The organism is Ruminococcus sp. AF17-22AC (assembly GCF_003460065.1).
In the GTDB taxonomy this organism is placed as follows: domain Bacteria; phylum Bacillota; class Clostridia; order Lachnospirales; family Lachnospiraceae; genus Blautia_A.
Genome location: NZ_QRXT01000003.1, coordinates 115,620 through 128,236, shown reverse-complemented (window position 1 = coordinate 128,236; position 12,617 = coordinate 115,620). Strand labels below are relative to the sequence as shown.

Below are 12,617 nucleotides of genomic sequence, written 5' to 3'. Positions count from 1 at the left end.
AATATTATATGACAACTTACACAACACAGATGGATGCTGCCCGCAAAGGGATTGTAACTCCGCAGATCAAAACCGTTGCAGAAAAAGAACATATGCCGGTTGAGAAATTGATGGAACTGGTCGCAGAAGGCAAAGTTGCGATCTGTGCCAACAAACACCATACCTGCCTGAATCCGGAAGGTGTCGGCAGCATGCTCCGCACAAAGATCAACGTAAACCTCGGTGTCTCCAGAGACTGCAAGGATTACGATATCGAAATGCAGAAAGTCATGAAAGCCGTTGATCTCGGTGCAGAAGCAATCATGGATCTTTCCAGTCACGGCAACACACAGCCATTCCGTCAGAAACTTACACACGAATGTCCTGCCATGATCGGAACCGTTCCGGTGTACGACAGCGTGATCCACTACCAGCGTGATCTCTCTGAACTGACTGCTCATGATTTCATTGATGTCATCCGTCTCCACGCTGAAGACGGTGTAGACTTTGTCACACTTCACTGTGGAATTACCAGAAAAACCATCGAACAGATCAAAAAACACAAACGTAAAATGAATATCGTAAGCCGTGGCGGAAGCCTTGTCTTTGCATGGATGAGCATGACCGGCGAAGAAAACCCGTTCTATGAATATTTCGATGAAATCCTTAATATCTGCGAAGAACATGACGTTACTATCTCTCTCGGTGATGCCTGCCGTCCAGGATGTCTGGCTGATGCCACAGATGTCTGCCAGATCGAAGAGCTTGTCCGTCTGGGTGAACTCACCAAACGTGCATGGGCTCACAATGTTCAGGTTATGGTTGAAGGTCCGGGACACGTTCCGCTCGATCAGGTTGCTGCAAACATGAAAGTTCAGCAGACCATCTGCATGGGTGCTCCTTTCTATGTACTCGGACCTCTTGTTACCGATATCGCACCTGGTTATGACCACATCACAGCTGCCATCGGTGGTGCCGTTGCCGCAATGAATGGTGCAGCATTCCTCTGCTATGTCACACCTGCAGAGCATCTCGCTCTTCCTAATGTAGAAGACGTAAAACAGGGCATTATTGCTTCAAAAATCGCTGCACACGCTGCTGATATTGCAAAAGGGATCCCACATGCCAGAGACATTGATGATAAAATGGCAGATGCACGCCGTGTCCTCGACTGGGATGCTCAGTTTGCATGTGCACTCGATCCGGAAACTGCCAAAGCAATCCGCGATGACCGTCTGCCGGAAGATGACCACAGCGATACCTGCAGCATGTGCGGTAAATTCTGTGCTGTCCGCAGCATGAACAAAGCACTTGCCGGTGAGCACATCGACATCCTTTAATTTCTGCTGATAAAGCAAATATTTTAAAATTTCACATCCGGCTGCGGAGCCAACCGACAGCCAGCACAGAACCGGGGATCATAAAAAGCCACAGAAAAGGCTGATATGGATCTCCGGTTTTTGGATGTGTGGATGCCGGCCTGCTCTCATCCTGCTCACTTCCCATCTCTCCATCAATATCGGCATTTGTCTCTTTCTGTTTTTCTTCTTCCGCTGCTTTTACCTGTATTTCAGATTGTGCAATTTTTGTCTGCTCCCCTGTTTCCAGAGTCGTCACCGAAACTTCATTGACCAGATTCTGGTCTTCCAGACCTTCCGGCAGTGTCACGACCGCCTCCAGACCGAAAGCTTCCCCGGGTTCGATCTGCTCAATCTTTGCCTTTGTTTTGGATTTATTCAGTCTGACACCATCTTTTTCCAGAAATCTCACCGGTACATTTCCAAGCTGAAAACGCTCCGTCGTAACAATTGAATGCAATGTGCGCTCTCCGGTATTTCTGATACAGATCAGAAAACGGATCTCATCCCCCGGAACTGCCATAGAACGGTCTGCAGTTTTGGTCACTTCAAATGTAGCCTGCAACGCCTGAATCTGCGTTACCAGCTCTGCATTTTTTACGATTTCTTCTGCTTCTCCTGTATCATTATCTCCTGATACTTTACCGGCTGCTGCTGTCAGCGCTAAAGAAACGGCCGTTGTCCTTTCCTCTGGCAGATGCACCGTCAGATACACAATCTTCGTCGCACTTGCCTCAAGTTTCTCTATATATGCAGTATTTCCCACTGCATCTTTTGCTCCTTCCGACCACTCTCCGGACAGACCTTTCTCTGAAAAATTGTAGCTGATCCTCAGATCCTTAAGGTCGCATTCCCCTGTGTTTTCGGCAGTTATCGTATATACCAGATCGCTTCCGGCTTTTATCGTATCATCCTCAGCCTGAACTGACAGGCTCAGATCTGCCTGTAAATTTGTATCTGTATCACCACTGCTATCAGAAAATGAATCCGCATTTTCATTTTCCGAAAATAGATTGTCTGAAATTTCCTCTGAATCTTCGCTTCCAATCCGCGGCAATGCATTATCCGGGAGTTCTGCTTCGTCCAGAATTGATTCTATACCCACAGTCTCTGATGCGCCCACAATTTCCTCTGTTACATTTTCCATTACATTCATTTCGTTCGCTTCACTGACTGTTTCTTTATCTTCTCTCACTGCAGGCTTCTCCGTCCCCGCACTTTGCTTCATACTGTCCCCTGCGTCTATGCACGCCTCTTTCCTCTGCCCTGCCTCCGCCGCATAAACTGACACATCTTTCCACATATATCCGCTTCCCGCCGACATCCCGACAAGGAAAACTGCCATACCTGCCGCCGCTATTTTTCTCATTATTCTGTTTTTCATAAAGAACTCCTTTTCACTTCAAAAAACTTCTGTCAAATAGTTTCAAATAATAAAACACCGGCATTGTTCCTCAGTCCATAGGCATTTCCCCTTTCACATTGCATTCTTCATGGGATCATTGTCGAAATGACGATTGAAAGTTATGAATTTCAAAGAACTGAAATTCAGATAAGCACACTTTAGCACGTTTCGGTCCAGGCTACAAGAGCCTGTAAAAATTAAAGAGTTTCTTTAAATTTTCTTTAGAAGTTTTATTTTTCTTTTAGATTTAGTACACAGTTTAAACATATTTCCTGCTTATAATAGGTATTGGATAGATGAATAACCACTCTCTATCTCCCCCCTCAAAAAGTTAAGGAAACAAGCCGCCTGCGTACAGGCGGCTTTTCCTTTGCTCTTTTCATTTTTTACTTTTCTATGGTAATGCTCCATGTATTTCTGTATTCACAACCACTGTCCAGATGAAGCAGATTCGGCTGTGTCTCCAGATCTTCTGTGATTCCTTTTCGGGATGGCAGAGAACTCCACGGCTCAATGCAGACATAGTTTACTTCCATTTTTGGCCAGTGCCAGATTCCGAGATAATTCATATCCTCATAAACCACGCGAATCTTCCGACAGTCTTTTTTGCTCTCAATCATAAGGCTTTTCGGCATCTCATTCAAAACGATCGCATCTCTGTCAAACAATCCATGCTGCAACGGCAGATAACGATCATCAACAAGCGGCACCGGCACCGTATTTTCCGTCACAAAACAGTCATCTGACAAAACCACCTGGCTCAACTGCGCATTTTCTCCAAAATCAATGCGATAATCTTCAAATGCCAGTCCATCCGCAATCGGCACGCAGAATCCCGGATGACCGCCAATACCGAAATACATCGTCTTTATATCTTTATTTCTGACATAATATGTAATCTGAAGCGTATCTTCTATCAGTTTCCAGCAAATATCCAGTTCAAACAAAAACGGATAACACAGCTCCGTCTCCGGTGTATTCTGAAGCCTGAGAACCAGCTCGTCTTCTTTTTTCTCCACCAGATTCATCTCCATATATGGCAAAAATCCATGGATATACATATGATACGTCTTTCCCTGATAACGATACTGTCCGTCCGTCATCCGCCCGATATACGGAAAAAGATTCGGCCCTCTGTCCGTCCATGAATCCGCATCTCCCTGCCACAGATATTCTTTTCCTTCTGCATCCTGTATAGAACGAAGTTCTCCTCCTTTTGAGGAAATTTCTACAGATAATTTTGAATTACTGATTTTATAATTCATACTGCACCCCCTTATTTTCTCTCAGTATAGCACGTACGCCACAAGGTTTCTAGTTACCTGTGAACAGTAACGGTTTCTATCTTTTTACCTTAATTCCATTGCAATTCCGGTTCCATTCTTTTATAATAGAAAATTATAGAAAACAGCTTCATTTACAGCAAAAATGAAAAGAAACGAGGAATCCATATGAGCGAAAAAACAGTTGTTGTTGCTCTTGGTCACAAAGCCCTTGGCACAACACTTCCTGAACAGAAAACGGCTACCCGTGAAGCAGCAAAAGCAATTGCAGACCTTGTTGAAGAAGGCGCAAATGTTGTCATTTCCCACAGCAACGGACCACAGGTCGGCATGATCCATACCGCAATGAATGAATTCGGAAAAGCACATCCGGACTATACCTTTGCTCCGATGTCTGTATGCTCTGCCATGAGTCAGGGTTATATCGGCTATGACCTTCAGAACGCGATCCGCGCAGAATTACTTTCCCGCGGTATCTACAAGCCGGTTGCAACTATCCTGACACAGGTTGTCATCGATCCATATGATGAAGCATTTGGCGAACCGGAAAAAATCATCGGACGAGTTCTTAATTCCGAAGAAGCTGAATCCGAAGAGGAAAAAGGTAACTTCGTTACAGAGACTGCCAAAGGTGAATACCGCAGAATCCTTGCAGCACCTAAACCGCAGAAAATTATCGAGCTCGAAACCATCCGCACTCTTGCAAATGCAGGACAGGTTGTTATCGCTGCCGGCGGCGGCGGAATCCCGGTTATGGAGCAGGGCATCGACCTTCACGGTGCAAGTGCCATCATCGAAAAAGACCTTGCCAGTGAGCTTCTTGCAGAAGAACTTGATGCAGATACACTTCTGATCCTCACCAGCGTCGAAAAAGTCAGCCTCAACAAAGATACAGACAATGAGACTCTGCTGGATACTGTTTCTGTGGACGATGCCAACAAATATATCGCAGAAAATCAGTTCACTGCAGGTTCCATGCTTCCAAAGATCGAAGCAGCCGTATCCTTTGCATCCAAAGGCAGCGGTCACCGCACTATCATCACCGACATCGCCCATGCAAGAGACGGTTATCGTGAAAAAACAGGTACAATCATCAAATAAACAGCATTGGAGCTACATACATGGAACTGAAAAACCGAACTTTATCTAATTTTGCAGAGCTGGTAGAATCCGGCGAATGCAAGAAATTCCGGGGACGCCTGAAAGTGGGTGTCGACCTTGGTACTGCCAATACAGTCCTTGCCGTTGTCGATACGAATAATCGCCCAATCGCAGGTATTTCCGCACCGTCTCATGCGATTCAGGATGGTGTGATCGTAAACTATTATGAATCCGTCCAGCTTGTCACCAGGCTCAAAGCAGAACTGGAAGAGAGACTTGGTGTTGAACTTCCTTATGCCGCTGCTGCGATCCCTCCGGGAGTTTCCGAAGGTAGCGTCAAAAGCATCGGATATGTACTTGAAGGTGCCGGGTTTGAAGTCACCAACATCGTAGACGAACCGACAGCCGCTGCTGCTGTGCTGAAGATCACCGATGGAGCTGTTGTCGATGTCGGTGGCGGTACAACCGGCATCAGCATCCTCAAAGATGGCAAAGTCATCTACACAGACGACGAAGCCACAGGCGGCAGCCATATGACTATGACCGTTGCCGGACATTACCGCATCCCATACGAAGAAGCCGAAGTCCTCAAGACCACTCCGGAAAAAGAAGACGAAATCTTCCCTGTCATCAAAGCCGTAATCGAAAAAATGGCTACGATCACAGAGAAATTCCTCCACGGATATCAGGTTCCGGCAGTTTATGTCGTTGGCGGTTCTGCAAGCTTTCGTGAATTCACCACTGTATTCGAAAAGAAGCTCGGCCTTCCGGTCTACCGCCCGGTTCATCCGCTTCTCGTGACACCACTCGGCATCGCTTATTACTGCGACCTGCCACCGGTAACACCTAAGAAAAAATAACGCCAGCAAAAAGGAGCATATCAATTTCCTGATATGCTCCTCATTATTTGCATTTTACGTAACTGTTCAGTACCCTCACAGTTACGAGTCAAAATGCATTCCAAATCACCTTCGTGATGGCATTTTGCCTTATATGTCTCGGGATTTTGGCAAAAAACATGCCAAAACGCCTCGCGGGATACTACCTTCTGAATAGTTACCATTTTACATCGACTTTCTTTCGGCGATTTCTGCCATCTTTGCTTCATTCAGTCGTGTATCACCATGCACACGGCTGTAGGAAAGATAACCATTCATACGATCGATCTTTGTCAGGTTGCGGGAGCCGCATACCGGGCAGACGTCCATCTCAAGTTCCTGATGACCGCAGTCGTCACAATATGCCAGAGAAAGATTGACTCCCTCATAATATCCGAGGTCCATTGCTCTGCGGATCAGTGTCCGGATGGCTTCTTTATTGTAGCCGATCGGATAACGTACATACTGGATCTTACCACCATTACAGAGTTCCCAGAAGCGTCCTTCCAGATCCTGTTTCTCGATTGGAGTCACATCCTCTGTTACATGGCAGTGGAAACTGTTGCTCACATACGGTCTGTCGGATACGCCTTCTACGATTCCGTACATCTTGCGGAACTGCTCAACCTGCAGACCGCAGAGACTCTCAGCCGGTGTGCCGTAGATTGCATAGAGGTAACCATCCTCCTGCTTGAACTGATTTACCTTGTCATTGATATATTTCAGTACTTCCAGCGCGAACTGGCCGTCCTCACGAATAGATTTGCCATTATAAAGTTCCTGCAGCTCATTCAGTGCGGTGATACCAAAGGAAGCTGTCATCGGTTTCAGAAGTTTACCGATCTTTTCGTTCGGTTTCAGATGTCCTCCATAGAAACCGCCCTCACAGTATGCCAGCGGGTTCGTGGATGCACGCATCTGTCCCAGGTATTCATACGTACGAATATGCAGGTTACGGATCATCTGTAAATAGAAATCCAGCACCTCATAAAAATCTCTGCTTTCCGCTCTTGCTTTTGCAAGGATCATCGGAAGATGAAGGCTGACTGCACCAATATTGAAACGTCCGACAAATACCGGCTTATCCTGATCATCAGCCGGATACATGCCGCCCCGCTCATACCATGGGCTTAAGAAAGCACGACATCCCATCGGACTGATCACCTTGCCGTACTGCTTGTACATGCTGGCGATATAGCCTTTACCGGTAAGAGAAAGCCAGTCCGGATACATTGTCTTTGCAGAACAGTCTACACCTGCTTCAAAAATATCTTCACACGCTTTGCCCGGTCCGTGAAGGTTCTCATCATAGAGGAAAACAATCTTCGGAAACAGTACCGGTTTCTTGTGGCCTTTCTTGCCCTGTCCGCCCTTGTGCACTTCAAGAAGAGAAATATTACACATCTTCTCGAACTGACCGGTTCCAAGACCAAGTGTCACTGTGACAAACGGATAGTCTCCACGGGAAGAACCTACAGTATTGAGCTTGTACTCAATTCCCTGCCATCCCTGGTCAAAGTCTCTGCGCACCTTGTCAAGCGCATACTCGATTGCTTTTTCTTCTCTGCCGCTCCAGCTCTCATCAGCATATTTCAAAAATTCACTGATATATTTGTCATAGCTCTTCTGCGCATAAGGTCCGAGGATCTTATCCACTTCCGGTACAGTAAATCCACCATACTGCTGTGCCGCTGTACTTAAGATGATATCTCCCATAACATCAAATGCGGTATCCAGAGTCTTTGGTTCGTTGTACCAGACATTTCCCATCTCAAATCCGCCACGCAGGACTGCACCCACATCAAACAGACAACAGTTCATCGTATCCAGACGTGCAGACTGGTCATGAATATAAATATAACCGTCCTTACATGCCTGCAGTTCATTGCGGTTCATAAAGAATTTTCTGTAAAGTTCCTTATTTAGTTCGTTAAAGATCAGGCTTCGCTTTGTAGCTACAAGCGCACTGTCTGTATTGGCATTGCTCTTGTCACCGATATAACGGATTGCCTGACTCTTGGTATATACATCATCCATCATATGGATGAAATCAAGTTTGTAATTGCGGTAATCACGATAACTCTTGGCAACTGCCGGGTTTACACGCTCCAGAGCGCCTTCTACGATATTGTGCATTTCCTGGATCTCAATCTCGTTTTTGCCGAGGGAATCTGCATGCTCCTGCGCAAAACGGCAGATAAAATCCTTCTCCTCTTGAGAAAATGTATAAAGAATTCGTGCGGCTGACTTGTTTACCGCTTTCACTATTTTCTGTGGATCAAATTCTTCTCTTGTTCCATCTTTTTTGATTACATAGATCATACCTTGTCTCTCCTGTTTGCTGCTTTTATGAGGTTTCTTGCTCCCCATTACTTTCTCCCCATATATTGTGTTGCATATGAGAGTATAGCACAATATCATGTGAAATAAAAGAGTGAATTTCAATTTTTATTGTCTGAAATCTTACCAAAAAAGAATCAGTTAAAACACTATTTCAGTTTACCCATTCCATCAGATAGATGCTTGCATTTGGATCATCTTCGGACTGCACCTCGATCGTATCACCCTCATCCAGCATCACAAGCAAGGTGTCATCGCCTGTTTTCAGCGGATAACGCTCTTTTTTCGTTCCGTCTTTGGAAGTAACTACAACCACTGCTTTCTCATCAATGGTATAGATTCCGTATCTTCCTGCTTCGATCTGCACACCTGCTGTTACCGGACCATTCCCGGCTGCAAGTGAATAAAACATATATCCATCATCATCCTGCTCGGCAGAAAAATATGTATCCAGCTCTTCGGTATCTGTATATGTATTCCCACTGTCCGACTGGCTGTTCACAACATCCTGAATCATGTCTTTAAAATCGCCAAATGCCGGTGCAAGTGACATCACAAGAATAAAAAGTATCCATACCCATACAAATTTCGAACGTTTCTTCGGCTTTCTGGTGTATCTCTCCGTCGTTCCGGCAGTATTTCGCGGCGCAGACATCTTCTGCATTGCATCCTGACGGATCTTTTTCTGCTGGTCCTGAATTGCCTGTCTGGATACAGTTGTCCGGCCGGCCGCACTCTTCGCAGCACCGTTCATTCTCTTCGGTGTGTCCTGCGGTCTCTGCTGTTCGCGCATGATCTTACGCGCCTTATCAGACGCATGCTGGTAATGATCTCTTCGGCTTTCATTCAAATGATATAAAATCTCATCGTTACGGTACGGCATACCACAGTCTTTACATCTTCCATTCACAACAGATCCGTCACATAAAGGACATCTCATAGACAACACCCCCTCATCTTATCGCTGTATGTATTATTGTAGCCTTTTTCCATAAATCTTACAAGGTTAAAATTGCAATCCCATATTTTTCTTGCTATAATGTTTCTATTAAATTTGAGGAGGCTATTATGGAACAAATTAAAATTCCTGCCGGCTATCATTCAGATCTGAATCTGCATGATACGCAGGTTGCAATTAAAACAGTCAAAGACTTTTTCCAGCAGACTCTGGCTCAGAAGCTCAATCTTCTCCGTGTTTCTGCTCCGGTTTTTGTATCCCCGTCATCCGGCCTGAACGACAATCTGAATGGTGTGGAGCGCCCGGTAAGCTTCGACATCAAAGGTCAGGACGAAAACGCTGAGATCGTGCATTCCCTTGCAAAATGGAAACGTTATGCACTTAAGAAATATGGTTTTGCTCATGGTGAAGGACTTTATACAGATATGATCGCGATCCGCCGTGACGAAGATCTGGACAACATCCATTCTGTATACGTTGACCAGTGGGACTGGGAGAAGATTATTACTAAAGAAGAACGCACTATGGAAACTCTGATCAACACGGTACGTTCTATCTACAGTGTTCTTCGCAAAACAGAGAAATACATGGCTGTACAGTATGACTATATCGAGGAAATCCTTCCGAAAGAGATCGCTTTTGTTTCCACACAGGAACTGGTTGACATGTATCCGGATCTCACTCCGAAGGAAAGAGAATACAAGATTGTCAAAGAAAAAGGTGCGGTCTTCCTTATGCAGGTAGGTAAGACCTTAAGCAATGGTGAACGCCACGACGGACGTGCCCCGGACTATGACGACTGGGAACTGAACGGCGACATTCTCGTTTACTACCCGGTACTGGATATCGCTCTTGAACTTTCTTCCATGGGTATCCGTGTAGACGAGAAAGCACTCGACCGCCAGCTTACAGAGGCAGGCTGCGATGACCGCAGAGAGCTTCCATTCCAGAAAGCAATCATGAATAAAGAACTGCCATATACTATCGGCGGCGGAATCGGACAGTCCCGTATCTGTATGTTCTTCCTTCGTAAAGCACACATCGGCGAAGTTCATGTATCCTTGTGGCCGGAAGAAGTCACAGAGACTGCTGCGGAAACAGGAGTAAATCTGCTGTAATCAGGACATAAGCCGACATTTTGCCATAAGATTGACTTTAAAGCAGTCCTTCTATAGTAAAAATTCACCAAATTTTAATAATTGAATTATTGACAGACAGGTACCTTCATACTATCATATCAGTAGCAACTGACCTGAACATTTATCAGTAAACATATAGGAAAGACAGAGGTACCAACTGTGAATATTTTATTTTTTCTGACACCGAAAAGTGATGTAGCTTATATATATGAAGACGAGACTCTGCGACAGACTGTTGAAAAGATGGAGCACCGCAAGTTCTCCTGTATCCCGATTCTGAATAAAGAAGGAAAGTACACCGGAACGATCTCCGAGGGAGACCTCTTATGGGGAATCAAGCTCCTCAATATCAACAGCACTGATCTCAAAGAAATGGAAAATGTTTCGATCATGGCGATTCCGCGACGTGCCACTTATAAGCCGGTACATGCTGATGCAGATATGGAAGACCTGCTGGACCGTGCCATCAATCAGAACTATGTTCCTGTCGTCGATGACAAGGGATCCTTTATCGGAATCATCACCCGTAAAGAAATTATCAAATATTGCTACAAAGAAATGAAAAAATTAAGTGCCCTGCACGAAAAGCAGGACACATCCGAATAATAAAAGAAGCCGGTTTCCCGTGTATTCATATACATCAGGAAATCGGCCTTTTTGTATCCAGATTTAATCCGGAATTACCGGTACGGCATCTGCCGGAATCGGGCATACGAATCCGGATTTTGTACGTTTTTCAAACTCTGCTCTTGCTTCATCCAGAAGGCTGTGATCTTCAAACAGATCGATTGCAGTCGCTGCAATCACCTTACCCGCATGGATTACTGCTTTGTGTCCAATCTCGGTGCAGTCACAGGAAACATTCTGCCAGCTGTGTCCCGGGCATCCATTCGGCCATGCTGCCACATGGATCTGTGCCGTCGGTGTCAGCCAGCTTACATCACCTACATCAGTAGAACCGGCATTGAACGCATCCTTCTGATAAAGTGGTGCAAGGAATGCATTCATTGCATGACCATACTCCTTCTGCATCTTTTCTACCGCTTCTCTTGCCGCCTCATCGTTTTCGGCTGCCACTCCCGGAATTGCGCTGTGATCATAAGTTTCTGCCAGCGCATCCGCATATTTATTTTCTTCTTCGGTATACTGCGGGACACCAAGCTCCTCAAAGTTTTTATAAAGAACGCGCTCCAGCGCAAAGTTACTTACCGTGTCTGCCAGACCGTCAATAAATTTTTTCTCAAAAGTCGTCTCTGTCATAAGAGCCGCACCTTCGGCAATCTTGTCCACACGTTTCTGAAGCTCCACAGCTTCTGCCACATGATTGGAACGCACCATATATAAAACGCTCGCCTTTGGCTGTACAACATTCGGACTGCATCCGCCGGCATCTGTGATTGCATAATGGATGCGCGCCTTACTGCTCATATGCTCTCTCAGGAACTGTACCCCGATATTCATAAGCTCCACTGCATCAAGGGCGCTCCTTCCCATCTCAGGTGCTCCTGCTGCATGAGAAGCCGTTCCTGTAAACTTATACTGCGTCTGAATGCAGGAGTTTGAAGAACCGGTTGCTACCTCATTGACATCTTCCGGATGCCAGGTAAGTGCTGCATCCAGCTTTTTCCAGAGACCGTCACGCGCCATAAACGCTTTTGCCGCGCCACCCTCTTCACCCGGGCATCCATAAAGAATCACAGTTCCTTCCATTTCATTTTTTTCCAGATATGCTTTGACGCCAAGTGCCGCCGCAAACGCACCGGCACCCAGAAGATTATGTCCGCATCCGTGACCATTGCCGCCTTCCTGGATCGCTTTACGCTCAATCAACCCTGCTTCCTGTGAAAGTCCGGAAAGTGCATCATACTCTGCCAAAATGCCGATATACGGACGACCATGTCCGTAGGATGCCGCAAATGCAGTCTCGATATTACAGGTTCCACGCTCTACCTCAAAGCCCTCTTTTTCCAGTGCTTCGCAGTAAGCGGCTGCGGATTTGAACTCCTGCAGGGAAAGCTCTGCAAATTCCCAGATTTTATCGGCGATTCCTGTAATCAGATCGCGCTTTTCCTCAATTGTCTGCAATGCAGACTGTTTTTCTGCTGTCATAGTATCGTACCTTCTTTCTGTAGATTAAAAACCAATCGGATAAGCCCGTTTCATACTTTCTGACTTC

10 protein-coding genes are annotated in these 12,617 nt (G+C 45.7%); 5 read left to right on the top strand and 5 right to left on the bottom strand.

Annotated features, from left to right (window positions below; genetic code table 11):
• The first annotated feature begins 8 nt into the window (after positions 1-8).
• The gene (thiC, locus tag DWW86_RS05870; RefSeq protein WP_117942553.1) at positions 9-1,319 is read left to right on the top strand and encodes a phosphomethylpyrimidine synthase ThiC; all 1,311 of its coding nucleotides are present in this window, start codon (positions 9-11) and stop codon (positions 1,317-1,319) included.
• Positions 1,320-1,350: 31 nt separating this feature from the next.
• Here thiC and DWW86_RS05865 read toward each other — a convergent pair whose 3' ends face one another.
• Both DWW86_RS05865 and DWW86_RS05860 read right to left on the bottom strand, forming a co-directional pair.
• On the bottom strand, positions 1,351-2,721 hold the full coding sequence (locus DWW86_RS05865) for a COG1470 family protein (RefSeq protein WP_117942552.1): 1,371 nt from the start codon (positions 2,719-2,721) through the stop codon (positions 1,351-1,353).
• A 407-nt stretch (positions 2,722-3,128) separates the two neighbouring features.
• Entirely contained in the window at positions 3,129-4,007 is an 879-nt protein-coding gene (locus tag DWW86_RS05860) for an aldose 1-epimerase family protein (RefSeq protein WP_117942551.1), read from the bottom strand.
• 186 nt (positions 4,008-4,193) lie between these two features.
• Here DWW86_RS05860 and arcC point away from each other — a divergent pair, with 186 nt between their 5' ends.
• Together arcC and eutJ are read left to right on the top strand one after the other, a co-directional pair.
• Positions 4,194-5,126 carry a carbamate kinase gene (gene arcC / locus DWW86_RS05855; RefSeq protein ID WP_072522023.1) on the top strand — a complete coding sequence of 311 codons (933 nt, stop codon included), beginning with the start codon at positions 4,194-4,196 and terminating at the stop codon, positions 5,124-5,126.
• A 20-nt stretch (positions 5,127-5,146) separates the two neighbouring features.
• Positions 5,147-5,986 carry an ethanolamine utilization protein EutJ gene (gene eutJ / locus DWW86_RS05850; protein ID WP_072522024.1) on the top strand — a complete coding sequence of 280 codons (840 nt, stop codon included), beginning with the start codon at positions 5,147-5,149 and terminating at the stop codon, positions 5,984-5,986.
• Positions 5,987-6,190: 204 nt separating this feature from the next.
• Here eutJ and nrdD read toward each other — a convergent pair whose 3' ends face one another.
• Both nrdD and DWW86_RS05840 read right to left on the bottom strand, forming a co-directional pair.
• Positions 6,191-8,326, bottom strand: a complete 2,136-nt coding sequence (gene nrdD / locus DWW86_RS05845; protein WP_117942550.1) for an anaerobic ribonucleoside-triphosphate reductase — start codon at positions 8,324-8,326, stop codon at positions 6,191-6,193.
• A gap of 172 nt (positions 8,327-8,498) precedes the next feature.
• Complete coding sequence (locus DWW86_RS05840) at positions 8,499-9,284, bottom strand: hypothetical protein (RefSeq protein ID WP_117942549.1); 786 nt, start codon at positions 9,282-9,284, stop codon at positions 8,499-8,501.
• Between the two features lie 128 nt (positions 9,285-9,412).
• Between DWW86_RS05840 and asnA the strand changes: the two genes are divergently transcribed.
• Complete coding sequence (asnA, locus tag DWW86_RS05835; RefSeq protein WP_117942548.1) at positions 9,413-10,420, top strand: aspartate--ammonia ligase; 1,008 nt, start codon at positions 9,413-9,415, stop codon at positions 10,418-10,420.
• Between the two features lie 180 nt (positions 10,421-10,600).
• Positions 10,601-11,047 carry a CBS domain-containing protein gene (locus DWW86_RS05830; RefSeq protein ID WP_117942547.1) on the top strand — a complete coding sequence of 149 codons (447 nt, stop codon included), beginning with the start codon at positions 10,601-10,603 and terminating at the stop codon, positions 11,045-11,047.
• Positions 11,048-11,110: 63 nt separating this feature from the next.
• Here the strand turns inward: DWW86_RS05830 and DWW86_RS05825 are convergent, their stop codons facing one another.
• The gene (locus DWW86_RS05825; protein ID WP_117942546.1) at positions 11,111-12,550 is read right to left on the bottom strand and encodes a M20 family metallopeptidase; all 1,440 of its coding nucleotides are present in this window, start codon (positions 12,548-12,550) and stop codon (positions 11,111-11,113) included.
• Positions 12,551-12,617: the final 67 nt, after the last annotated feature.

Bases quoted from the DNA above. Each gene is read 5' to 3' on its own strand.
- DWW86_RS05840 (WP_117942549.1), bottom strand. From the start codon at position 9,284: ATGAGATGTCCTTTATGTGACGGATCTGTTGTGAATGGAAGATGTAAA.
- DWW86_RS05860 (WP_117942551.1), bottom strand. From the start codon at position 4,007: ATGAATTATAAAATCAGTAATTCAAAATTATCTGTAGAAATTTCCTCA.
- DWW86_RS05825 (WP_117942546.1), bottom strand. From the start codon at position 12,550: ATGACAGCAGAAAAACAGTCTGCATTGCAGACAATTGAGGAAAAGCGC.
- DWW86_RS05865 (WP_117942552.1), bottom strand. From the start codon at position 2,721: ATGAAAAACAGAATAATGAGAAAAATAGCGGCGGCAGGTATGGCAGTT.
- thiC (WP_117942553.1), top strand. From the start codon at position 9: ATGACAACTTACACAACACAGATGGATGCTGCCCGCAAAGGGATTGTA.
- nrdD (WP_117942550.1), bottom strand. From the start codon at position 8,326: ATGATCTATGTAATCAAAAAAGATGGAACAAGAGAAGAATTTGATCCA.
- arcC (WP_072522023.1), top strand. From the start codon at position 4,194: ATGAGCGAAAAAACAGTTGTTGTTGCTCTTGGTCACAAAGCCCTTGGC.
- asnA (WP_117942548.1), top strand. From the start codon at position 9,413: ATGGAACAAATTAAAATTCCTGCCGGCTATCATTCAGATCTGAATCTG.
- eutJ (WP_072522024.1), top strand. From the start codon at position 5,147: ATGGAACTGAAAAACCGAACTTTATCTAATTTTGCAGAGCTGGTAGAA.